General features: G+C 58.9%; 19 protein-coding genes. 16 read left to right on the plus strand and 3 right to left on the minus strand.

All coding sequences use genetic code 11. The features are described 5' to 3' along the window. Nucleotides 1-200 precede the first annotated feature (200 nt). The 6 genes from tig to FGL86_RS12785 all read left to right on the plus strand — a co-directional run bounded on the left by tig (nucleotide 201) and on the right by FGL86_RS12785 (nucleotide 8,704). The gene (gene tig, locus FGL86_RS12760; RefSeq protein WP_147184901.1) at nucleotides 201-1,562 is read left to right on the plus strand and encodes a trigger factor; all 1,362 of its coding nucleotides are present in this window, start codon (nucleotides 201-203) and stop codon (nucleotides 1,560-1,562) included. 116 nt (nucleotides 1,563-1,678) lie between these two features. After that, nucleotides 1,679-2,299 (plus strand): ATP-dependent Clp endopeptidase proteolytic subunit ClpP, encoded by a 621-nt coding sequence (gene clpP, locus FGL86_RS12765; RefSeq protein WP_147184902.1) that lies wholly within the window; start codon nucleotides 1,679-1,681, stop codon nucleotides 2,297-2,299. Between the two features lie 88 nt (nucleotides 2,300-2,387). Continuing rightward, on the plus strand, nucleotides 2,388-3,668 hold the full coding sequence (gene clpX / locus FGL86_RS12770) for an ATP-dependent Clp protease ATP-binding subunit ClpX (protein ID WP_147184903.1): 1,281 nt from the start codon (nucleotides 2,388-2,390) through the stop codon (nucleotides 3,666-3,668). Between the two features lie 156 nt (nucleotides 3,669-3,824). Next, nucleotides 3,825-6,233, plus strand: coding sequence for an endopeptidase La (gene lon, locus FGL86_RS12775; protein ID WP_147184904.1), 2,409 nt, complete (start codon nucleotides 3,825-3,827; stop codon nucleotides 6,231-6,233). 176 nt (nucleotides 6,234-6,409) lie between these two features. After that, a complete protein-coding gene (gene hupB, locus FGL86_RS12780) occupies nucleotides 6,410-6,682 on the plus strand; it encodes a nucleoid-associated protein HU-beta (protein WP_147184905.1) in 273 nt (90 codons plus the stop codon). 177 nt (nucleotides 6,683-6,859) lie between these two features. Further along, nucleotides 6,860-8,704: a SurA N-terminal domain-containing protein gene (locus FGL86_RS12785; protein WP_342780038.1), complete on the plus strand. Its 1,845-nt coding sequence runs from the start codon at nucleotides 6,860-6,862 to the stop codon at nucleotides 8,702-8,704. Between the two features lie 58 nt (nucleotides 8,705-8,762). Here FGL86_RS12785 and FGL86_RS12790 read toward each other — a convergent pair whose 3' ends face one another. Together FGL86_RS12790 and FGL86_RS12795 are read right to left on the minus strand one after the other, a co-directional pair. Then, a complete protein-coding gene (locus tag FGL86_RS12790; protein ID WP_147184906.1) occupies nucleotides 8,763-9,530 on the minus strand; it encodes a UDP-2,3-diacylglucosamine diphosphatase in 768 nt (255 codons plus the stop codon). Further along, the gene (locus tag FGL86_RS12795; protein WP_147184907.1) at nucleotides 9,527-10,048 is read right to left on the minus strand and encodes a peptidylprolyl isomerase; all 522 of its coding nucleotides are present in this window, start codon (nucleotides 10,046-10,048) and stop codon (nucleotides 9,527-9,529) included. Before FGL86_RS12795 ends, FGL86_RS12790 begins: the two co-directional genes overlap by 4 nt. Nucleotides 10,049-10,192: 144 nt before the next feature. Between FGL86_RS12795 and FGL86_RS12800 the strand changes: the two genes are divergently transcribed. Together FGL86_RS12800 and cysS are read left to right on the plus strand one after the other, a co-directional pair. Further along, nucleotides 10,193-11,896 (plus strand): glutamine--tRNA ligase/YqeY domain fusion protein, encoded by a 1,704-nt coding sequence (locus FGL86_RS12800; RefSeq protein WP_147184908.1) that lies wholly within the window; start codon nucleotides 10,193-10,195, stop codon nucleotides 11,894-11,896. Nucleotide 11,897: 1 nt separating this feature from the next. Continuing rightward, nucleotides 11,898-13,292 (plus strand): cysteine--tRNA ligase, encoded by a 1,395-nt coding sequence (gene cysS / locus FGL86_RS12805; RefSeq protein ID WP_147184909.1) that lies wholly within the window; start codon nucleotides 11,898-11,900, stop codon nucleotides 13,290-13,292. Here cysS and FGL86_RS12810 read toward each other — a convergent pair. Beyond that, a complete protein-coding gene (locus FGL86_RS12810; protein ID WP_147184910.1) occupies nucleotides 13,259-14,275 on the minus strand; it encodes a DUF1853 family protein in 1,017 nt (338 codons plus the stop codon). The two genes, cysS and FGL86_RS12810, sit on opposite strands and share 34 nt — an antisense overlap. A 147-nt stretch (nucleotides 14,276-14,422) precedes the next feature. Here FGL86_RS12810 and osmF point away from each other — a divergent pair, with 147 nt between their 5' ends. The 8 genes from osmF to FGL86_RS12850 all read left to right on the plus strand — a co-directional run bounded on the left by osmF (nucleotide 14,423) and on the right by FGL86_RS12850 (nucleotide 23,973). After that, entirely contained in the window at nucleotides 14,423-15,385 is a 963-nt protein-coding gene (gene osmF, locus FGL86_RS12815; protein ID WP_246131622.1) for a glycine betaine ABC transporter substrate-binding protein OsmF, read from the plus strand. Between the two features lie 2 nt (nucleotides 15,386-15,387). Beyond that, entirely contained in the window at nucleotides 15,388-16,584 is a 1,197-nt protein-coding gene (locus FGL86_RS12820; protein ID WP_246131623.1) for an ABC transporter permease, read from the plus strand. Beyond that, nucleotides 16,577-17,548 (plus strand): ABC transporter ATP-binding protein, encoded by a 972-nt coding sequence (locus FGL86_RS12825; protein ID WP_147184913.1) that lies wholly within the window; start codon nucleotides 16,577-16,579, stop codon nucleotides 17,546-17,548. The genes FGL86_RS12820 and FGL86_RS12825 overlap by 8 nt, the downstream gene beginning before the upstream one ends. After that, on the plus strand, nucleotides 17,545-18,300 hold the full coding sequence (locus tag FGL86_RS12830) for an ABC transporter permease (protein WP_186764405.1): 756 nt from the start codon (nucleotides 17,545-17,547) through the stop codon (nucleotides 18,298-18,300). Before FGL86_RS12825 ends, FGL86_RS12830 begins: the two co-directional genes overlap by 4 nt. A gap of 189 nt (nucleotides 18,301-18,489) precedes the next feature. Further along, nucleotides 18,490-19,737: a thiamine pyrophosphate-dependent dehydrogenase E1 component subunit alpha gene (locus tag FGL86_RS12835; protein WP_147184914.1), complete on the plus strand. Its 1,248-nt coding sequence runs from the start codon at nucleotides 18,490-18,492 to the stop codon at nucleotides 19,735-19,737. Between the two features lies 1 nt (nucleotide 19,738). After that, nucleotides 19,739-20,716 (plus strand): alpha-ketoacid dehydrogenase subunit beta, encoded by a 978-nt coding sequence (locus FGL86_RS12840; RefSeq protein WP_147184915.1) that lies wholly within the window; start codon nucleotides 19,739-19,741, stop codon nucleotides 20,714-20,716. A gap of 37 nt (nucleotides 20,717-20,753) precedes the next feature. After that, on the plus strand, nucleotides 20,754-22,076 hold the full coding sequence (locus FGL86_RS12845; protein WP_147184916.1) for a 2-oxo acid dehydrogenase subunit E2: 1,323 nt from the start codon (nucleotides 20,754-20,756) through the stop codon (nucleotides 22,074-22,076). A gap of 25 nt (nucleotides 22,077-22,101) precedes the next feature. Beyond that, the gene (locus FGL86_RS12850) at nucleotides 22,102-23,973 is read left to right on the plus strand and encodes a protein kinase domain-containing protein (protein WP_147184917.1); all 1,872 of its coding nucleotides are present in this window, start codon (nucleotides 22,102-22,104) and stop codon (nucleotides 23,971-23,973) included. Nucleotides 23,974-23,982: the final 9 nt, after the last annotated feature.

Raw genomic sequence — 23,982 nt, forward strand, 5'->3', positions numbered from 1 at the left:
CCCTCACCGTCGTGACCGACTCGGCTTGCTGTTTTCTTGTCGATATTCCGCACTATTGCAACCTTATCCCTTGTAAATCCCCGCTGTGCCCCCACTACCTGGCAGTATCGCGCTTGCCAGCGCAGGCCAGGATTCTTAGAATTGCTCTCTTGAGCTTTTTACGCATTCAACAGAACGCCCCAGTCGGTAGAGGACTATTCATGCAAGTTTCCGTCGAAACGACCTCCCAGATCGAGCGCCGTGTCAAGGTTCAGGTGCCGGCCCAAGAGGTTGACCAAGCCGTGGTGGCCCGTCTCAAGGACACTGCCAAGAACGTTCGCTTGAACGGCTTTCGTCAAGGCAAGGTGCCCATGGCGGTAGTTCGCCAGCGCTTTGGTCGCGACGTGCGCAACGAAGTGGTGGGCGAAGTAATGCGTGAGCGCTATGTCCAGGCGATCACTCAGGAAAGCTTGAATCCCGCGGGCTACCCGCATATCGAGCCGCTGGTCAATGAGTCCGGCAAGGATCTCGAGTTCGTTGCGGTGCTTGAAATCTATCCCGAAATTGAACTGAAGGGTATCGAGGGTGTGGACGTCGAGCGTCCCCAGGTCGAGATCAGTGACGCGGACGTGGATCAGATGATCGAAACCCTGCGCAAGCAGCATGCTTCCTGGCAGGAAGTCGATCGCGCTGCGCAGGATGGCGATCGGATTACCATCGATTTCCAGGGTTTCCTGGGGGATGAGCCCTTTGAAGGCGGCAGCGCGGAAGGACACGATCTGGTATTGGGTTCCAATAGTTTGATTCCTGGCTTCGAGGAACAGTTGGTGGGTGCCAAGGCGGGTGACGAGCCACGCATTGACGTTACCTTCCCCGAGGATTACCAGGCGGAGCATCTTGCCGGCCAGGAAGCGACCTTCGAGATCAAGGTGCACAAGGTCAGCGCTCAGGAACTCGCCGAACTGGATGAGGAATTCATCAAACAGTTCGGTGTCGAAGAAGGTGGCATTGAAGCGTTTCGCGCCGAGGTGACCAAGAACATGCAGCGCGAGGCGGCTCAAGCCGTCGACAATCGTGTCAAGCAGCAGGTGCTCGAAGCCCTCAAGAACGCGAATGACATCGATGTTCCGCAGGCATTGATCGACCAGGAGTGCGAGGGGCTCAAGCGTCAGGCCGCTCAGCAGTTCGGCATGGGCGAGGATTTTGATGTATCACAGTTGCCTAACGAGCTCTTCGCCGAGCAGGCCAAAAGCCGCGTGCAGGTCGGTCTGCTGCTGGCGGAGGTCATAAAGGCCCACGAAATCGACGCCGATGACGAAGAAACCAAGGCCAAAGTAGAGGAATTGGCCCAGCAGTATCAAGAACCCCAGCAGGTGGTCGATCATTATATGGGCAACGACCAGCTCAAGAATCAGGTCAAGTCGGCGATTCTCGAGGAAAAGGCCGTCGACAAGCTGCTCGAGCAGGCCAATGTCAGCGATGTCGAGATGAGCTATGAAGAGCTGCTCAAGGCCGCCCAGCAGCAAAACGAGGAAGATAAGGAGGAAGAAGAGGCGGCCCAGGAAGAAACCGATAAATCCTGAGGCGAGTCAATTCTTTTCAACCCGGCCTGTCTCGATTCGTCGAAGGTCGGGTTTGCCTTCCTCAAGCCGTCCTTCCCAGGGCGCTATTCAGTCATCGCATTAAAGGACGTCAACAGATGGGCAACGAGTTCGATATTCAAGCCGCCGGCGGCCTGGTACCGATGGTGGTGGAGCAGAGCGCACGAGGCGAGCGCGCCTATGATATCTATTCGCGTCTGCTCAAGGAGCGAGTCATCTTTCTGGTGGGGCCAGTGGAAGACTACATGGCCAACCTGGTGGTCGCTCAGCTCTTGTTTCTGGAATCCGAGAATCCGGACAAGGATATTCATCTTTATATCAATTCTCCCGGCGGCTCGGTAACCGCAGGCATGTCGATCTATGACACCATGCAGTTTGTCAGGCCGGACATTTCCACCCTATGCATTGGCCAGGCGGCAAGCATGGGCGCATTGCTGCTGGCCGGCGGCGCCGCCAACAAGCGTTATTGCCTGCCTAATTCGCGAATGATGATTCATCAGCCCTTGGGGGGCTATCAGGGTCAGGCCTCGGATATCGAGATTCATACCAGGGAAATCCTGAGTATTCGCCACAAGCTCAACCAGATTCTGGCGCACCATACCGGACAAGACATAGAGACTATTTCAAAGGATACGGATCGCGATAACTTCATGAACGGGGCTCAGGCAGCCGAATATGGTTTGATCGATGCTGTACTGGATAAACGTCCAACATCCTGATAGCGTGAAAGCAAGTTTCTAGCTACGTCTCTAACTACGATTGATAACTCAGGCGGCTCTGCGCCGCCATCCGTCAAGAGGTACGCGAATGGCCGACGGCAAAAGCAAAGACGAAAGCGGCAAGCTGCTGTACTGCTCGTTCTGCGGCAAGAACCAGAACGAAGTGCGCAAGCTGATCGCTGGACCCTCCGTCTATATCTGCGATGAATGCGTCGATCTATGCAACGACATCATTCGTGAAGAAGTGACCGAGGCCGAGGCCGAGGGAGACGAGGATCGCCTGCCGGCGCCTCGGGAGATCCGCCACACCCTCGATGATTACGTCATTGGGCAGGATCGCGCCAAGATGGTGCTGTCCGTTGCCGTATACAACCACTACAAGCGGTTGCGTGCGGAGGTGAAAAACGATGAAGTTGAGCTCAGCAAGTCGAACATTCTGCTGATCGGTCCCACCGGAAGCGGCAAGACGCTGCTTGCAGAGACTCTCGCGCGTCTGCTCAATGTGCCTTTCACCATCGCCGATGCGACGACTCTGACCGAAGCGGGCTACGTCGGCGAGGATGTGGAAAACATCATTCAGAAGCTGCTGCAGAAATGCGACTACGACGTCGAGAAAGCGCAGAAAGGTATCGTCTATATCGACGAGATCGACAAGATTTCGCGCAAGTCCGACAATCCTTCCATTACCCGTGATGTTTCCGGTGAGGGGGTTCAGCAGGCGCTTCTCAAGCTGATCGAAGGTACCACCGCTTCGGTACCGCCTCAGGGCGGGCGCAAGCATCCCCAGCAGGAATTTCTGCAGGTGGATACTGGCAACATCCTGTTCATCGTGGGCGGCGCCTTTGCCGGCCTGGAAAAGGTCATCCGCGATCGCTCGGAAAAAGGCGGCATCGGTTTTAGCGCCACGGTGAAAAGCAAGGATACAAGCAAGGGTATCGGCGACATCCTGACCGGCGTCGAACCGGAAGATCTGGTCAAGTTCGGATTGATTCCCGAGTTCGTCGGCCGCCTGCCGGTCATCGCCACCCTGACGGAGCTGACCGAGGATGCGCTGGTCCAGATCCTTACCCAGCCGAAGAACTCGCTGATCAAGCAATACGCCAAACTGTTCGAGATGGAAGGCGTCGAGCTCGATTTCCGCGAGGATGCCCTGCGCGCCGTGGCGACCAGGGCGATGACGCGCAAGACGGGCGCCCGCGGCCTGCGCTCGATTCTCGAGTCCGTGCTGCTGGACACCATGTACGAAATTCCTTCCCTAGAAGGTGTGTCGAAAGTGGTTATCGATGAATCCGTCATTGCCGGCGAAAGCGAACCGCTGTTGATCTATTCCCATCAGGAAAACAGCAAGGTCGCCAACAAGAGCGGTTGATGGCACCCGCAGTATAAAAAGGGGCCGCGCCTGCGGCCCTTTTTTCATGGCACGATTGGTTCATGACATGAATAGTCATATCCTGGGTAAGCGCTTGGAATGCACCGCCTGTGCCCCCATCACATGACCAATCCCTGATTGTGAGGAATCTCTGCGATGCAGCAGAAAGCTGAACAGACCTTTAGTCTGCCTTTATTGCCGCTGCGCGATGTCGTGGTATATCCACAGATGGTCATTCCTTTGTTCGTGGGGCGCGAGAAATCGATTCAAGCCCTCGATGCCGCCATGAATACGGACAAGCGCGTGCTGCTGGTGGCCCAGCGTGAGGCAGGCCACGATGATCCCGAAGGTATCGATCTGTTTTCCGTAGGTACCGTCGCGGAAATCATGCAACTGCTCAAGCTGCCGGACGGTACCGTCAAGGTCTTGATCGAAGGCGCCGCGCGAGTCGACGTCGGTTCGATCAAGATGGCCGAAGCGGGCTACAGCCTTGCCGAGGTAGTGCTGCGAAACAGTGAGCCTCTGTCCGAGCGCGAACAGGAATCCCTGGTGCGTGTCCTGCTCAATCAGTTCGAGCAGTACGTCAAGCTATCCAAGAAAGTCCCCAACGAGGTGCTCAATTCTCTTTCCGGTATCGAGGATCCCAGCCGTCTGGTGGATACCATCTGTGCGCACTTGTCCCTCAAGATCGACGATAAGCAGCAGTTGCTGGAAATGGATCGCGTGCGGGATCGCATCGAGCATCTGATGGCCCTGATCGAGTCCGAAATCGACCTTCTGCAGGTGGAAAAGCGGATTCGCGTACGGGTCAAGGAACAGATGGAGAAGTCCCAGCGCGAGTATTATCTCAACGAACAGATGAAAGCCATCCAGAAGGAAATGGGTGAGCTCGACGACGTTCCCAACGAGGCGGAGAAGTACGAGCAGGCGATCAAGGCCGCCGGCATGCCCAAGGAGGCGCAGGACAAGGCCAACCAGGAGCTGGCCAAGCTCAAGATGATGGCGCCGAGTTCCGCGGAAGCCACCGTCGTGCGCTCCTATCTGGATTGGCTGGTGGCGGTACCTTGGAAAAAACGCACCCGGGTCAAGCATGATCTGGCGCGTGCCGCTGAGGTGCTGGACGAGGATCACTATGGCCTGGAAGAAGTCAAGGAGCGTATTCTCGAGTATCTGGCGGTCCAGAAGCGGGTCAAGAAACTCAAGGGGCCGGTACTTTGTCTGGTGGGGCCGCCCGGGGTCGGCAAGACTTCCCTGGGTCAGTCGATCGCTCGTGCGACCAATCGCAAGTACGTGCGTCTGGCTCTTGGCGGAGTACGAGATGAATCCGAGATTCGCGGGCACCGACGTACCTATATCGGCTCGCTGCCGGGCAAGATGGTGCAGCGGATGAGCAAGGCGGGGGTAAAGAACCCGCTGTTCCTGCTGGATGAAGTCGACAAGATCGGTATGGATCATCGTGGTGATCCGGCATCGGCACTGCTGGAAGTGCTCGACCCGGAGCAGAACGACAAGTTCAGCGATCATTATCTCGAGCTGGACTATGATCTGTCCGAAACCATGTTCATCTGTACCGCCAACTCGATGAATATTCCTGGCCCCTTGCTGGATCGTATGGAGATCATTCGTCTGCCGGGCTACACGGAAGATGAAAAACTGGCGATCGCCAAGCGGTATCTGGTGCCCAAGCAACTCAAGGCCAATGGCCTCAAGGATGACGAGCTCACGTTCAGCGACGCTTCGCTGCTGGAATTGATCCGATACTACAGCCGGGAAGCCGGGGTGCGTGAGCTGGAACGTCAGATCGCCAAGGTCTGCCGCAAGGTATTGCGCAAACGCCTGGAAATTCAGGGCAAGGAAGGCGCGCAGGCGCCTCAGACCCTAGCGGCGGAAGATATCGAAACCCATGCCGGTGTGCGGCGTTACAGCTATGGGCTGGCGGATCGGGAAAACCAGGTGGGCCGCGTGACCGGGCTTGCCTGGACTTCCGTGGGCGGGGAACTGCTCAATATCGAGTCCGTGGTCACGCCGGGCAAAGGGCGTATCAACAAGACCGGCTCCCTTGGCGACGTGATGAAAGAATCCGTCAGCGCCGCTCACACCGTGGTACGCGCGCGGGCGCTATCTCTGGGTATTGATCCGGAGCGCTTCGAGAAGGAAGATCTGCATATTCACGTGCCGGAAGGGGCGACCCCCAAGGATGGCCCCAGTGCCGGCATCGCCATGGTGACGGCGATGGTCTCCGCCTATACGGGGCGCCCGGTGCGCTGCGACGTTGCCATGACCGGCGAAGTCAATCTGCGTGGTGAGGTCATGCCTATCGGCGGGCTGAAGGAGAAATTGCTGGCAGCCAGGCGGGGTGGTATAAAGACGGTCCTCATTCCCGAGGAGAATCGTCGCGACCTCAAGGAAGTGCCGGATAACATCAAGGATGCGCTGGAGATCAAGCCAATGGCTTGGATAGACGAAGTGCTCGATGCTATTTTAGTCACGAACACCGATGCGCAAACTGACGAAAAGCGATCCGAAGACACCGCTCCAGTACAAACAATGGTCAGTACGCATTGACTACAATAGAGAATCATGCCAAGGGTGAAACCTTGGCATGCCGGGGTTTTCGGCAGGTATTAGCTTGACAGTACTTTTGCTTGATTGCTATAAAAGGCACACTGATACAATCGCATAAGACGTTAATAAGTCGTTGTCGATTTTCAGTCATTTTCGTTATATTTAAGGGGTGAAGAGTGAACAAATCCGAGCTGATCGAAGCTATCGCCGCATCCGCGGACATTCCCAAGGCCGCCGCCAGCCGTGCTCTCGACGCCATGGTAGATAGCGTTACCGAAACCCTCAAAAAGGGCGACAGTGTCTCACTGGTGGGGTTTGGTACTTTTTCCGTCAAAGAGCGTGCCGCGCGTACCGGTCGTAACCCTCAGACCGGTAAGCCGATCCAGATCAGTGCCGCCAAGGTACCCAGCTTCAAGGCGGGTAAAGCGCTCAAGGACTCGGTCAACTAAGCGAGTCGCTCGAGCGAATCGGCTACGTGGATCAACGACACGTAAGCCAAGTAGATCGAGGGTATCGAGGACGGTATCGGTGAGTGTCATTGATTCACTTTATCGCCGTTGCATCAAGGCCTCGGCGATATGAAACCCTTGTCATCAGGCGCATCGTTCAAGCGGTGCGCCTTTTTCATGTCATTTTCCTCCGAGGCCAGCATGCTGCAGAGTATTCGGAATCGCGCCAGCAGTTGGGGCGCCAAGATCATTATTGGAGCCATCGTGGTGACGCTGTCGCTGTTCGGCGTCGAGTCGCTGGTAGGGCTCTTCTCCGGCGGCGGCGATGAGGTCGCCAAGGTCAATGGTGAAGCGATTACCCGTCAGCAAGTCGAGCTGGAGGTGCAGCGAGCCATTCGCAGCGGTCAGGTGCCGGCGGACCAGGAGCGTCAACTGCGCCGTCAGGTACTCGATGATCTGATCGACAGAATGCTGATCGACCAGTATGTCGACGAGGGCGGCTTTCACGTATCCGACGATCAGCTCGATCAGCTGATCGTCACCCTGCCGGAGTTTCAGGATCAGGACGGACGCTTCTCCACGGAACTGTTCCGCAACCGCCTGGCAAGCGCCGGGTTCACCCCCGTCGCTTTTCGCCAGCAGCTGCGGGTGGACGTGCAGCGTCAACAGCTGCAGCAGGGTCTGGCGGCTAGCGCCTTCAGTCTGGCCAGTGAAGCCGAGCGCCTGGCGACACTGCAAGGCCAGCAGCGCAGTTTCCGTTATCACCTGCTCACGGAGCAGGACCTGGACGCCGCCCCGGACGTCAGTGCAGCGGACCTCGAAAGTTACTATCAAGCGCACCGTGATGACTATCAGCGACCGGAACAGGTCAAGCTCAACTATGTGATCGTCGACCGTCAGACTATGGCGGAAACCATGGATGTTGATGAACAAGCCCTGCGCGAACGTTATGCCGAGCGCGCCGCCAATGCGGAGCGGCGGGTATCCCATATCATGGTGACTTTCGGCGATGAACGCAGCAAGGAGCAGGCCAGAGAGCGTCTGGAGCAGGTTCGGGAAAGACTGGCTCAAGGCGATGAATTCGCCGATCTGGCCGAAGAGTTTTCCGACGACACCTCCACCAGCGGTGGAGGTGGCGATCTCGGCGTGATCAGTCGCGGCTTCTTTGGCGAGGAATTCGAGAACGCGGCCTTTTCCCTGGACAAAGGCCAGGTGTCCAATATCGTCGAGACGGATAACGGCTTGCATCTGTTGAAAGTGACGGATGTCGAGCTGCCCCCCTTCGAGGAACTGCGCGACAGCTTGCGTGAGGAAGCCGCTCTGGCCGCCTCCAAGGACGAGTTCAACGAACGGGTGCAGCGGCTGATCGACGAAAGTTTCGCCGCGGATGACTTGCAGAGCGTCGCGGACAGCGTCGGCGTCGAGCTGCAGAAGAGTGACTGGGTCTCTCGAGACGTGAATCGGGGCGTGCTTTCCGAGCCCGGCGTCATGCAGGCCGCCTTCGATAAAGAAGTGCTCGAAGACGGCTATAACAGCGAAGTGATCGAGCTCGACGAGGATCGTCGAATGGTGCTGCGTGTGGCAGAGCAGCGTCCGGCGACTGCCCTGGCCTTCGAGGAGGTCGAGGATCGGGTGCGCCAGGCGGTGCTCGCGGAAAAACGCCGTCAGGCGTTGATGGCGCTAGCGGATTCGCGTCTCGAGGCGCTGCGGGATGGCGAGACACCGGAGATCGACTGGCAGAGTATTACCGGCGCGACGCGCCAGAATGCCGAAGCACCGCGGTTCGTCGCCGAAGCCGCTTTTCGCTTGCCGGCACCGGCGAACGACGACCAGACGATTTACGGCGAGGCCGTAGGAGATCAGGGGGTCGCCCTGGTCGCCCTGGACGAAGTCAGCCAGGGGGAGGTGAATAGTGAAACCGTCACCGGCGTGAGTCGTCTAGTGGAGCGTCTTCGGGCCCAGATCGCCATCGCCGGTTTGCAGGAGTATCTGCGCGAGGAAGCCAGGATCAAGCGGCTCTGATTCACAGATTTTCTGCTCAATTACTGAGCCCGCGATATTGCGGGTTCAATGATAAGAATCAGACGGTAAGGGAAAACGATTGCAAGCGCGGGGCCTTGCCGTCCGCGATCAGGATTTCCCAGCCTTGGTCCGGACGCCAATCCCCCAGCACAAAGCGCTTGGCCGGTTTGCCGTCGAGTTGCAGTTCGTGCACCGCCGGACGATGCGTATGGCCGTGGATCAAAATGTCCACCCCGTGCTCGACCATGGTTCTGCGCACCTCATCCTCGGTCACGTCCATGATGTCTTCGGGCTTGTTGGAGTTGGACTCACCGGACTGGTTGCGTAACTGCTGAGCCAATTGGAGACGCTCTTCCAGCGGCATGGCGAGAATCTGCTGCTGCCAGGCGGGATTGCGCGCCTGGGCACGAAACTGCATATAGGCTTCGTCCCGGGTGCACAGGCTGTCGCCATGCATCAGCAGCAGAGGTTGGCCATCACAGTGGATAAGCGAAGGGTCCTCGAGCAGGGTCCCGCCACAGGCCTCGGCGAAGCGCTCCCCCAACAGGAAATCCCGGTTGCCGTGCATCAGGTATAGCCGAGTGCTGTTCTTGGTCAGCTTCCTGAGGCGCTCAGCCACCTGGCGGGCAAGCGCCGCCAGGGCCAACGCCTGGGGGTGGTCGACGTCGATATCGAGGATATCGTCACCAATCCATGCTTCGAAAAAATCCCCCAGGATATACAGGGCTTCCGCCTGACTTGCCTGCCGCTCGAGATAATTCAGGAAGCCGGCGGCAATAGCCGGCTGACCGGGATGAAGGTGAAGATCGGAAATCAGTCGGATCATGAATCCCCGCTTTCTTCCTGAGCATCTTCCTCAATGAAAGCCTTCTCGATCACCACGTCCTCCGTCGGGACGTCCGCGTGCATGCCGCGACGGGTGGTGGCGACGTTCTCGATCCTTTCCACCACGTCCATGCCCTCGACGACCTCACCGAAAACCGTATAGCCCCAGCCTTGGATATTCTTGCCACGGTGGTTGAGGAAATCATTGTCTCCGACGTTGATAAAGAACTGGGCGGTGGCGGAGTGCGGATCCTGAGTCCGAGCCATGGCGACGCTGCCCTTTGTGTTCTTGAGGCCGTTGTCTGCTTCGTTTTCCACCGATGCCCGGGTGCCTTTCTGCTCGAAATCCGTATCGAAGCCGCCCCCCTGGATCATGAAACCCTTGATGACCCGGTGGAACAGGGTGCCGTCATAATGGCCGTCGCGCACGTACTGGCGAAAGTTCTCCACGGTCTTGGGAGCTTTTTCTTCATTCAGGCGCAGGATGATATCGCCAAAATTGGTCTGTAGAACGATCATGGTAGTCTCGCGATGGATAAAGAGTGGGCGTCTTGGCTTCGCAGGACGCGCTCACGCTATAATAACGGTTTTGCCACCCGGCGCGTAGCTCCACAGCCTTACGCCAACCAGCGGCGCATCCATCACGAGGTTCCCACAATCCCCATGAGCACCGAGAGTACCGAAAGCACCAACGCTCCCAACTTCATTCGCAACCAGATTCGCGGGGAAATCGAATCCGGTCAGGCGGATACCATCGTGACCCGTTTTCCCCCGGAACCCAATGGCTTTCTGCACGTAGGTCATGCCAAGTCGATCTGTCTGAACTTCGGCCTGGCGGAACAGTTCGGTGGGCGTTGCCATCTGCGCTTCGACGATACCAATCCGGCCAAGGAAGAACAGGCCTATATCGACGCCATCAAGGACGATATCCACTGGCTGGGGTTCGAATGGAGCGGCAAGGTGCGCTTTGCCTCGGACTATTTCGATCAGCTCTACGCCTGGGCTCGACATCTGGTAGAGCAGGGCAAGGCCTACGTGGACGATCTATCGCCGGAGGAGATTCGGGAGTATCGCGGCACTTTGACGGAGCCGGGTCGCCCAAGCCCCTACCGGGATCGCTCCAACGATGAAAATCTCGACCTGCTGGAGCGCATGAAGAACGGGGAATACGCCGAGGGCGAGAAGGTACTGCGGGCCAGGATCGACATGGCCTCCGGCAACATCAACCTGCGCGATCCCATTCTCTATCGCATTCGTCATGCCAGCCACCATCAGACCGGCGACAAATGGAAGATCTACCCGTCCTACGACTTCACCCATGGGCAATCCGACGCCATCGAAGGGATTACCCATTCGATCTGCACTCTGGAATTCGAGGATCATCGCCCGCTTTATGACTGGTTTCTCGACAATCTGCCGGTGCCCGCCAGACCGCGCCAGATCGAGTTTGCCCGGCTGAACCTGAACTATACCTTGACCTCAAAGCGCAAGCTCAAGCTGCTGGTGGACGAAGGCATCGTCGACGGCTGGGATGATCCGCGCATGCCGACTATCTCCGGCATGCGCCGCCGTGGCTACACCCCGGCGGCGATTCGCAAGTTCTGCGAGATGATTGGCGTTACCCGAGCGGACGGCCTGGTGGATATCGCCATGCTGTATCACGCCATTCGCAGCGACCTCGAGGACAACGCTCCCCGAGCCATGTGCGTGCTCAAGCCGCTCAAGGTGGTGCTGACCAACGTGGAAGAAGGGCACGAGGAAGTCTATGAGGTGCCCGGCCATCCGGCGCGGGAGGATATGCCGGTTCGCAAGGTGCCCTTGACCCGCGAGCTGTGGATCGACGCCGACGATTTTATGGAAGCGCCCCCGAAGAAGTTCTTTCGTCTCGCTCCGGGCAAGGAGGTGCGGCTGCGCAACTCCTACGTGATCCGCTGCGACGAGGTGCTCAAGGAGGATAATGGCGAAATTCGAGAACTGCACTGCAGCATCGATTTCGACACCCTGGGCAAGAACCCGGAAGGCCGCAAGGTCAAAGGGGTGATCCACTGGGTCAGCGCCGAACGCGGGGTGCCGGTGGAAGTGCGACTTTACGACAACCTGTTTCAGGTGGAAGCACCGAGCAAGGAGGCGGATGCGGACTTCCTGGCGCATTTGAATCCAGATTCATTGATTACCGTGCAGGGTATCGCCGAACCGAGCCTGGCGGACGCGGCGCCGGAAAGCCGCTATCAGTTCGAGCGAGTCGGCTATTTCTGCGCGGATCGCCATGCCAGTCGAGACGGCCATCTGGTATTCAATCGCACCGTGGGGCTCAAGGACGGCTGGGCGCGCATCCAGAAAAATGAGCAAGGCCAGAAGAAGGGCTGATATGCAGATCTACAATACGCTGACGCGACGCAAGGAAACCTTCGTTCCTCTGGAACCCGGCAAGGTACGCATCTATGTCTGCGGTATCACCGTCTATGACTTCTGTCATATCGGCCACGCCCGGGTCATGGTGGCCTTCGACGTCATTACCCGCTATCTGCGCGCCCGGGGCTTCGACGTCACCTACGTGCGCAACATCACCGATATCGATGACAAGATATTGAAGCGTGCGGAGGAAAACGGTGAACCCTTCGATGCCCTGACCGAGCGCATGATCAAGGCCATGCGCGAGGACGAGGCGCGGCTCAAGGTGCTGCCTCCGGATCAAGAGCCTCGGGCGACGGCGCATATCGCGGATATCCTGACGATGATCGAGACATTGGTGGAAAAAGGCTATGCCTATTCCGCCGCCAATGGGGACGTCTACTACCGGGTCAGGAAATTCGCCGACTATGGCAAGCTCAACAATCGCGATCTGGACGAGATGCGCGCCGGAGCACGAGTCGAAGTGGACGATCACAAGGAAGATCCGCTGGACTTCGTGCTGTGGAAAGCCGCCAAGCCCGGCGAAGCCAGCTGGTCGTCTCCCTGGGGCGAAGGGCGTCCGGGCTGGCACATCGAGTGTTCCGCCATGGCCACGCGCTGCCTGGGAGATACCTTCGACATTCACGGTGGCGGGCCGGATCTGACCTTCCCGCATCATGAAAACGAGATCGCTCAGAGCGAGGCTGCCACCGGCAAGCGCTTCGTGAATACCTGGATGCACGCCGGCGCGGTACGTGTCGATCAGGAAAAAATGTCCAAGTCCCTGGGCAATTTCTTCACCATCCGCGAAGTGCTCGAGGTGCATGATCCGGAAGTGGTGCGCTATCTGCTGCTGGCCAGCCATTACCGCAGCGCCATCAATTACGCTCCTGGTGCGCTGATTGAGGCGCGCAAATCCCTGGAGCGGTTTTATACCGCGCTGGATGGGGTGACATCGGGACAGGAATCCATCTCCCCTGAGTATCACCAGCGTTTTCAGGCGGCCATGGACGATGACTTCAATACGCCGGAAGCGCTGGCGGTATTGTTCGATCTGGCCCGGGAGCTCAATCGCGCTAAACAGGAAACACCGACTCTCGCTCCGGGGCTTGCTTTTGAATTGAAGCGCCTGGGGAGCATTCTCGGTCTGTTCGATCAGGTGCCGGCAAACTTTCTCAAGGGTAGCGGGGCGGCGCTTCCGCTCAGCGAAGCGGAAATCGAGTCGCGCATCAACGATCGCGCCCAAGCCAAGCGAGACAGGGATTTCGCGCGAGCGGATCGAATCCGTGAGGAATTGGCGGCGCTGGGTATCCTGCTCAAGGATTCCCGGAAAGGCACTCAGTGGGTGCTCGAAAAAACGGCGGATGACTGAGTCGGAGGCAGCGGAATTCTTGGGGGCCACCGATCGTTGACCAGAAACAGGCGCTGCCAGCCGTCGGCTTCGCTGTAGAGCGCCAGGGCCAGCGGCCAGCCGCGATGAAAAAAATGCTGCGCCATCATGGGCTCGAGGCGGGATATCGGCAGCAGCGTCTCGATTCTGGGCGGCGCCAGCCAATGGGGTTTGGCCAGCCAGTGTCCCCAGGCGTGCGACGTCAGGTTGTCGCGAAAAGAGGGCCAGTCCCGATAGCTCAGCCACTTGCCTTGCAGATGATCCGGATAGGCGTCGCGGGGCGCCGGCAGTGCTGGTCGCCACGGATAGAACAGCCGGCCGGGCATGGCAATACGTTGACTGAGCCGCTGCTGCGCGAAGGGCAGTCCATTGTTCTGCGGTGTGAAGCGTTGCAAGGCGTTTCGTGCTTCCGCGGAGCCGGCGATGGGTAGCTGATGATAATGCAAGTGGTGGCGCTTGCCTGCCAGACTGTCCAGGCCGCCGGGACCAATCCAGCGTGCCTGGCTGGCAGGGTCTTCCGGGCCTTCCGGCAAGCCCAGATAAAACTTGATCGCCACTTCCAGGTGTATCGGAACGGCCGAGTTTTCCGATCGGTAGAGAATATCCAGTTCTCCAAGCGTCGTGCGCTCGCGAGTAATAGGCAGGTTGTGCGCCAGCAGCTCGCTATTGGGAGCGACGGTCAGCAGGTACTGCCATAGGCGTTCGTGATAGTGTCCCAGGCGACGCTTGATTGCCGATTGCATGTAAACCTGCAGGTGCTGGGGTTCGCTATCCTGCGCTTCCAGAAACTCTCGTAGCTTTTGGTCGCCAGGATTTTGATCTTCAAGACCCAGTTCCGCCAGGGTCGGACGTCCGCCGCTTTGCATGACGACAAGATCCGGGGCTACGCATAACCATGCCAGATCCCTGACGAGGGGATGTTCGAGACGCTCCATCCAGGCGGCCCATTCCTGTGCTTCCCCCATGGCGATTTCCTTCAAAATGAAACCTAAGTCGCAGTATCCGACTTTATGAGTCTGGCATCATCCAAGTGTTTTCTTATACTGCATGGACACTTTGACGGAAGGCCAAGAAAAATGAACAGGATGTTGACGTGGGTTACGACATTGGCGATGGCGGCAGCCGTGGGCCTGGGGGCTGCTCAAGCTGAGGAAAAACAGCAAGAAAAAGAGACAGACGGGCAGACCAAAGAGCCCGTGATCGTCTCCTCCAAGATCGATACGGAAGGCGCGGTGCTCGGCGAGTTGATTCTACAGGCATTGAAAAATGGTGGCGTCAAGGTAGAAAACCGCCTGCAGCTGGGCGCTACCAATATCATGCGCGAGGCGATCACCGCCGGCGAAATCGACATCTATCCGGAATATACCGGTAATGGCGCCTTTTTCTTCGACATGACCGATAGCGATGTCTGGAAAGACGCGGATGCCGCCTATGAAAAGGTCAAGGAGCTCGATCGGGAAAAGAACAACATCGTATGGCTGACGCCGGCGAAAGCCAACAACACCTGGGCGATCAGCGTGCGCGGCGATCTGGCGGACGAGCATGACTTGAAGACCTTGGAGGATTTGAGCCGTTATCTCGAACAGGGTGGCGATTTCAAGCTGGCCGCCAGCGCGGAATTCGTCGAATCCCCGGTGGCCTTGCCCGCCTTCCAGAAGGCTTACGACTTCGAACTGGATTCCGACCAACTGGTGGTGCTTTCCGGTGGCAATACCGCGGCGACCCTGCGCGCCGCCGCCCAGGGCACCAACGGCGTCAATGCCGCCATGGCCTATGGAACCGACGGCGGTCTGAAGGCCCTCGACCTGCGCGTGCTGGAAGACACCAAGCAGGTCCAGCCGGTCTATCAGCCTGCGCCCATCGTGCGTGAGGAAGTGCTTGAGGTTCAGCCGGAAATCGTTACCCATCTCAAGCCGGTCTTCGAGGCGCTGGATCTGGAGACCCTGCAGCAGCTCAATAGCGAAGTCGCGGTCAACGGCGTGGACCCGGGCAAGGTTGCCGCAGATTTCCTGGCATCTCTCGATGAAAAAAGCGATGACCCGGCGGAAGGCAAAGATAGCAACAAGGACGAATGATCTTGCCGACGATAATTGAGTCGTTGAAAGGTCCGCGGTCGGTATCCAGGAACAGCGTCCTGCTGGTGTTGATGCCGATCCTGGTGCTGGCGCTGCTCGGGTTGGATCTGCTCAGCGTGCAGCCCAATCGGATCGCCGCGGGCCAAGGCTACTCGCTGATCGATATCGTCGGCGTTGGCGTGGCCATGCTGCTGGCGCTGCTGCCGATCAGCGTTATCCTGCTCGCCTGGAAAGAAACAAAGGGGCGCCTGTGGCTCTGCCTAGGTCTTGTCACGCTCATGTTGCTAGCCATGCCCTGGGGGATTGCCTGGTTCAGCAGTGTTTCCATCGGTGAAGATCAGCCCTATGCTCGGGTGGGTTTGGGAAGCGGGCTCTGGGTAATGCTGTTTCTGCTGATGCTGATGATGATCGAACTCAAGGGCCGTCTCAGCCTGTCGCGTTTTCTCTGGGCGGGGCTATGGCTGGTGATCCTGGGTTCGACGCTTGCCGCTATCCTCGGCGGCTGGCTCGATCCGCTTTCCTTGATGCAGGAATATCGCAGCCGCAGCGACCAGTTCATCGAGGCGCTGCGCTATCACGCGCTACTGGTCGGCACGGCAGTGGGTATCAGCCTGTTTGTTGCTGCTGGCCTGTGTCTTGCCATGCGTCGCTCACAGGCGTTGCGGGGGGGAGTTTTCTCGCTGCTGAGCATCATCCAGACCATCCCCAGCCTGGCGCTGTTCGGCCTGCTGTTGGCGCCGCTGGCCTGGCTGGGTGCAACCTATCCTTGGCTGGGGGAAATGGGCGTACAGGGCATCGGCTGGACTCCGGCGCTCTTGGCGCTGATCGGTTACAGTCTGCTGCCGATGACCCGTAATGCCTACGTGGCGCTGGACGGGGTCGAGGCGAATCTCATCGAATCCGCGCGGGGCATGGGCATGAGCCCCCGGCAGATCTTTCTTCAGGTACGTTTGCCGCTGGCGCTACCGGTGATGATCGAGGGCGTGCGTATCACCAGCGTGCAGGCCATCGGCCTGGCGGCGGTGGCGGCGCTGATCGGCGCCGGCGGTCTGGGCACGTTCATCTTTCAGGGGCTGGGCCAGGCCGCCATGGACATGGTGCTGCTGGGGGCCCTGCCGATCATACTGATGGCCTTGATCGTCGACGGGCTGCTTAGCGCCTTGAGTGCTAGCTTACGCAAAGGAAGGCTGAATGGCTGACTCTCGAAAGCAGATCGAGCTGGACGGCGTTACCAAGCGCTTCGGTAACGAAACCGCGGTAGAGGATATTACCCTGTCCATCGATCAGGGCGAGCTATGCGTGCTGGTGGGCACGTCCGGCTGCGGTAAATCCACTACCCTGCGCATGATCAATCGCCTGATCGAGCATAGCAGCGGCCAGATTCGCATCGACGGTGAACAGATTCGCAGCTTCAATCCGCAGACCCTGCGCCGTCGTATCGGCTATGCCATTCAAAGCACCGGCCTGTTTCCGCACTGGAACGTGGCCCGTAATATCGGGGTGGTACCAAGGCTGCTCAAATGGCCCAAGTCGCGTATCGACGACCGGGTAAGCGAGCTGATGAAGCTGCTCGCCCTGGATGAGAGTGAATTCGCCGAGAAATTTCCGCATCAGCTTTCCGGCGGGCAGGCACAACGGGTCGGGGTGGCCCGGGCCTTGGCGGCTGATCCGGAAATATTGCTGATGGACGAGCCCTTCGGCGCCTTGGACCCGATCACCCGAGAGACCCTGCAGAACGAGCTGCTTCATCTTCAGGAGCAGATCCGCAAGACCATCGTCTTCGTGACACACGACATGGATGAGGCCCTCAAGCTCGCGGATCGTATCGTAGTCATGCATCAAGGACGCATCGTGCAGCAGGACACGCCGAAGCGTTTACTGCAGCATCCCGAGGATGATTTCGTCGAATCTCTTTTTGGCGGGCGGGATCGGGGTCTCAAGAAGGCCGGTCTGATACGGGTATCGAGTGTGATGCGAGCCCCTGAGGCTAGAGACACCCGGACAGCGGAGGCCAGCATCAGCGTTGGGCCGGATGACAATCTACGCCAGGCGCTGTCCCTGATGCTTTGGTATCGCTTGAACTTTATTGGCGTTGTGGATGCCAATCGCAAGCGGGTCGGTGTGCTGATGCTGGAAGATATCCTGACGGGGGAGATCGCATGACGTCCACCACGCTCTCCAGGAGCGCAGGAGCTCTGACCGCCTGGCTGCTCCCGGTGATATGGCTGGTGCTGCTGATGGGCTTGATTCTAGGCATGCCCCAGCTGGAAACTCTGCTGCGCGCCATCGAGCCGAGTTCTCGGGAAGTACTCTATAGCCGTGACAGTCTGCTGACCCTGTTGATCAGCCATATCCTGGTGGTGGGAGTGGCGTCACTGTTGGCGATCATCATCGGTGTCGGCGCTTCCATTCTGGTGACTCGCCCCTGGGGACGGGATTTTCTGCCCCTGATCAGCCAGCTGGCGTCTATTGGCCAGACCTTCCCGCCGGTAGCGGTGCTGGCCCTGGCGGTGCCCTGGCTGGGTTTCGGTACGGTTCCCACCATCATGGCGCTGTTGCTATACGGGCTGCTGCCCATCGTACGCAATACCCTGGTAGGCATTCAGGGGATTGAGCCCGCGGTGCTGGAAGCCGCACGGGGCATGGGCATGTCGCCTCGCCAGCGCTTGTGGCGAGTAGAGCTTCCCCTGGCGGCGCCGGTGATCGTTGCGGGCATTCGCACCTCCATCACCATCAACATCGCCACTGCCGCCATCGGTTCCACCATCGGCGCCAAGACCCTGGGGGATCCGATCATCGCCGGCATCGTCAATGGTAATACCGCCTATATTCTGCAAGGGGCGGTATTGATCGCCTTGCTGGCGCTGGTGGTGGATAGCAGCCTCGAAAGGCTGGGCCATCTTTTTTCCCGTTAGTCTTTTCTTCGACTATTGTCTTGGTTCCAGCGCTATACAGGTTACCCTTCTAGTCGCTATCTTACGTTGACGTAAACTGCCGTGATGTCGTGATCCGATATCCCGGCTATGCTGTGCAAGCAGGGGCTTATAAAGATTCTGCGGCTGCCCACTACTATTCCCCCAGGTCTATCCCCAGGGAGAGCGACAATGACAACCAAGCAACGTCAAGACGTCATTCATGAAGCGAAATTCATGGATGGCGACGAATTCCATATCGCGGTGTTCAAGCTGCTGCAGCAGGATGGCACCCTTTACGACGGCGCCAAAGCGCCCAAGCTGGACAAGGAAAAGGCGCTGCGCATCTACCGCGCCATGCTGTTCACCCGGGTACTCGACGAACGCATGCTCGCCGCTCAGCGTCAGGGACGGCTGAGTTTCTACATGCAGTGCACCGGGGAAGAAGCCGCGGTGGTGGGCAGTACCGCAGCCCTGGACGACGACGACATGATCATGGCCCAGTACCGGGAGCAGGCGGCGCTGGCCTACCGTGGTTTCAGCGTCGACGAGTTCATGAACCAGATGTTCGGCAACGAAAAGGATTACGGCAAGGGCAGACAGATGCCGATCCATTACGGCTCCGCCAAGCTCAACTACATGACCATCTCATCGCCGCTGGCCACCCAGATTCCCCAGGCGGCGGGCTACGCCTACGGCCAGAAGATGGCCGGGCAGGAAAACTGCACCCTGGTGTACTTCGGAGAGGGCGCTGCCTCGGAGGGGGACTTTCACGCGGCGCTCAACATGGCCACGGTGCATCACGCCCCGGTGATCTTCTTCTGTCGCAACAACGGCTACGCGATTTCCACCCCGGCGGTGGAGCAGTTCGCCGCGGATGGCGTGGCGCCCCGGGCCTTCGGCTACAAGATGCGGGTCATCCGCGTCGACGGCAACGATCTGCTGGCGGTGTATCAAGCCACTCTGGAAGCACGTCATCATGTGGTCAAGCACCATCACCCGGTATTGATCGAGGCCATGACCTATCGCCTGGCGGCGCATTCCTCTTCCGACGATCCCTCCGGCTATCGCAGCAAGAAGGAAGAAGAAGCCTGGCGGGAGAAGGATCCCATCCTGCGCATGCGGCGCTGGCTTGAATCCAAGAAGTGGTGGAGCGAAGAAGAAGAAAAGTCCCTGCAGGAAGATATGCGTAAAGACGTGCTGGATACCATGAAACGCGCTCAGAAACTGCCACCGCCGACTCTGGATAGCCTGTTCACGGACGTCTACGCTCGACCGACTCCGGCGCTCAAGGCGCAGTTCGAGCAGCTCAAGGCGCATATCCGCAAGTATCCGGAAGCCTACCCGAAGAGTGCGGATCGCTTGGACGATACGAGTCTCGACGATACAAGACCCGAGCTTGAGGATTCGACGAACATCGCGGCCAAGGGAGAAGCGTGACATGGCGAAGAGAAACATGCTGCAGGCCATCAACGAGGCCCTGGATACCGCCATGGCGGCGGACGAGAAAGTGATGTGTTTCGGCGAGGACGTGGGCGGCTTCGGTGGAGTGTTTCGCGCCACCAGCAACCTGCAGGAGAAGTTCGGCAAGGCGCGCTGTTTCAATACCCCCTTGGTGGAGCAAGGGATTGTCGGCTTCGCCAACGGCCTGGCGTCCCAAGGCTCCATCGCCGTGGCGGAAATCCAGTTCGCGGATTACATCTTTCCCGCCTTCGATCAGATCGTCAACGAGACCGCCAAGTTTCGCTATCGCTCCGGCAATCTGTTCAACGTGGGTGGGCTGACCATTCGCGCCCCCTATGGCGGCGGCATCTCCGGCGGCCATTATCACTCCCAGTCCCCGGAGGCCTATTTCGCTCACACGCCGGGGCTCAAGGTGGTGATTCCCCGCAACCCGCATCAGGCCAAGGGGCTCTTGCTGGCTTCCATTCGCGATCCGGATCCGGTGATCTTCTTCGAACCCAAGCGGCTCTATCGCGCTTCCAGCGGCGAGGTGCCGGAAAGCGACTATGAACTTCCCCTGGGAGAAGCGGAAGTTACTCGGGAAGGCAGCGATATCACCCTGGTGGCCTGGGGCGCACAGATGGAAATGGCGGAAAAGGCCGCGGACCTGGCGGACAAGGAAGGTATTTCCTGCGAGATCATCGACCTGCGCACCATCCTGCCTTGGGACGCGGAGACCGTGGCGGAGTCCGTGTTCAAGACCGGGCGACTGCTGGTAACCCACGAGGCGCCGCTGACCGGCGGCTTCGCCGGGGAGATCGCCGCGACCATCCAGGAACACTGCTTCCTGTATCTGGAATCGCCGATCTCGAGAGTGACCGGGCTGGATACGCCTTTTCCGCTGACCCTGGAAAAGGAATATATGCCGGATCACCTCAAGATTTTTGAAGCTATCAAAGCCAGCGTCAATTTCTAAGCCGGTCAGTTTTCAAGCCCGTTAGGGGAGCACAATAATGAGCGATTTTATTCTTCCGGATATCGGCGAAGGCATCGTGGAATGCGAGCTGGTCAAGTGGCTGGTGGCGGAAGGCGATGTCATCGAGGAAGACCAGCCCGTGGCGGAAGTGATGACCGACAAGGCCCTGGTGGAAATCCCAGCGCCTTACAAGGGCCAGATCACCAAGCTGTATTATCAGGAAGGCGAGGTGGCCAAGGTGCACGCGCCACTGTTTGCCCTGGTGGAAGAGGGAGAGTCAAGCAGTGAGGAAAGTGCCGGCTCCCCGGCAAAGGCGGCGGATCAACGAGACGATGAGCCGCGAGAAAGCAGCGCCGGGATAACATCGAAAACCGCTGCGGACGAAGGCTCGTCGCCAGCTCTTTCGTCCCATAAGCCGGAAGAGCCCGAGGTCGATCAAGGCAGCGATCCCGCTCATGGTCGTATTCCCGCCAGTCCGGCGGTAAGGCGCCTGGTGCGGGAACTCGATGCGAGACTCGAGGATATCCCCGGCTCCGGCAAGGACGGTCGAGTCCTCAAGGAGGATGTGCTGGCCTGGCAGGAAGGCGCTGAATCCGGCGCCGCGCGGAAATCCCGACAGCCCGATACCGAACCGGCTGCCAAGAAGGCTTCCGATGAGGTTCGGATCGAGCCGATCAAGGGCATCCGGGCGGTCATGGCCAAGCGCATGGCCCTGGCCGCCAGCAGCATTCCACACTTCAGCTACGGCGACGAGATCGATATCACCGAGCTATTAGCCCTGCGCCAGCGCCTGAAGCCTCAGGCGGAAGCCCGGGAACTGCGGCTGACCTTGATGCCGTTCTTCATGAAGGCCATGGCGCTGGCAGTCAAGGATTTCCCGATTCTCAACAGTCGGGTCAGCGAGGACGTCAGCGAGATCCACTATCAGCCCAGCTGCAATATCGGCATGGCGGTGGATAGCCAAAACGGCTTGCTCGTGCCCAACATCAAGGGGGTGGAAAACCTGTCGATTCTGGAGATCGCTGCGGAAGTGGCGCGGCTGACCCAAGCGGCGCGCGAAGGCCGGGTTGCTCAGCAGGATCTGCAGGCCGGCACCATCAGTTTGTCGAATATCGGCGCGCTCGGCGGCACCTACGCATCGCCGATCATCAACGCTCCGGAAGTCGCCATCGTCGCCATCGGCAAGACCCAGCAGCTGCCGCGCTTCGATGCCTTGGGCCAGGTGGTCAGTCGGGCGATCCTTACCGCTACCTGGGCCGGCGATCATCGCATCATCGATGGCGGCACCATCGCGCGCTTCGGCAATCGCTGGAAGGGCTTTCTCGAGGCGCCGGAATCCATGCTGCTCGAACTGAAGTAAACGCCCAATTCACCGAGAAATGTCGATGGCCGAGCCTTCCCTGCAGCAGTTCTATATTCCTGAGGAGCAGTCGGTCTATCTGCTCAGCCACCAGGATGCCAAGAAACTCAAGGATTGGGTCGAGCTGTGCAAGACTCAGCTTAGTCAGTTGGGCTATCGACAGATCGAATTGATCGGCAAGGGTGCCTACGGCTTCGTGTTCGCCGGAGTGACGACCCAGGATGACGGGCAAGACGCTCATTACGTCTTCAAGTTCACCCGGGTCACGCTGCCCCAGCATCTGCAGGATCGCCTCGAGGAAGAGGCCTTCATGCTCGAGCAGGTGGATCACCCCCGGGTGCCTCACCTGATCGCCTATCAGCGGGTTCGCCAGCAGTCGATCCTGGTGATGGAGCGGGCACCGGGGGAGAACCTCGAGGAAATTTCCTTGCGGGAGGGGCGGCTTTCGCCACGTCTGGTGATGCATATCGCCGATCAGTTGGCAGAGATTCTACGCCATCTGCGCCGTTTATCCGGCAACGTGGACAGCATTCGCGGCGATCGCATCCTGGTGCATGGGGATATCAAGCCGTCGAATCTGGTCTTCGATGCTGCCACGGAAAATATCGCCCTGATCGACTGGGGTTCCTCGGTATTTGCTCAGCTCGACGAGAACCTGCAGCCGGTGGCCTGCAGCGTGATGGAACTGATGTCCGACAACCTGCAGCAGACCAACGCCCGGTTGGGCGATGTCTATTTCATCGGCGAGGAACAGTTGAACGGCGGGCTATCCTCGCCGCGTTTCGACGAGCAGGGCGCGGCAGGTACGCTTTACGCCCTGGCCTCCGCCCAGTCCTGTCGTTTCGGCCATCGAGGGATTCCCGCCACCTCCTTAGGCTTGCCCATGGAATTCGCCCGCACCCTGGACGGCATGCTCGACCCGGATCCGCGCCTGCGTGCCAAGGCCGGAGATTATTTCATCGAACACATGGCGCGCATGGCGCGCACCGTCATGGTGGAATTCAAGCCGCCAAGGGAGGTGGCGCTGGTGCCTGTGTGGACGCGACCGAGTCCAAAAGAAATCGACACGGTGGTCTACAGCTCGCGAAAATCTTTTCTGCGAGAAGAAGGCGGGCCGGAAACCCTCAACGATATCAACGACGTGCAGCTCGATCGCTACTACAAGAACTTCATGCAGAACATGGGAGAAACCGAGAAGGCCTTCCTTGCCGCGGTCAGTCGGCTCGGACGCTATCCGGTGGTCGGCGGGCTGGCGGTGCGCTGGGAAACCGACGGGGTATATATCGACAGCTCCCTCAACCTTCAGGCGCCGGCGCTCAAGACCGCCTTTGTCGCCGCGGTCAACAATATGGTCAATCTGGCGCGTACCATCTACCGCCAAGGTATCTTCAAGAGCTGCCTGTTCAACGCACGGGATACCCTGCATGTGGAGCGGGAAAGTCAGGAAGAACCCTTTCGAATGCCGGAAGGCGCTCATCTGCCTTATGAAGTCAGCGCCATGCCGGATATCGAGGACCAGACTCGCCTGCATTCCTACTTCGAGGACGGCCCGGACCCCGAGGAATTCCTGGTGCTGCCGGAAAAGATCATCACTTCCCTCAGGGCGCTCAACGCCATTCACCATACCGGCATGCTGATCTTCGAAGCGCTGCCTACACACCTGAAGATTCACAGCTATTTCCGCCTGCTCGATCCGGAGCGGGAAGAGGAATTTCGTCGCCAGCTTGACGATATTCTGGCTTCCATCGATCTGATCGAAGGATTGGGTGTGTCCGGTTTCATGAAGATGCCCTACAAGGACACCAAGCATTTTACCCATATCGAACGCATGCCGGAACGCTACTATCCCAGGAATCCTCGGGCCCAGAAATCCCCGGCGGTTGCGCTTGGCGACTGAGATCGCCAT

Source organism: Pistricoccus aurantiacus (genome assembly GCF_007954585.1).
Lineage (GTDB): Bacteria > Pseudomonadota > Gammaproteobacteria > Pseudomonadales > Halomonadaceae > Pistricoccus > Pistricoccus aurantiacus.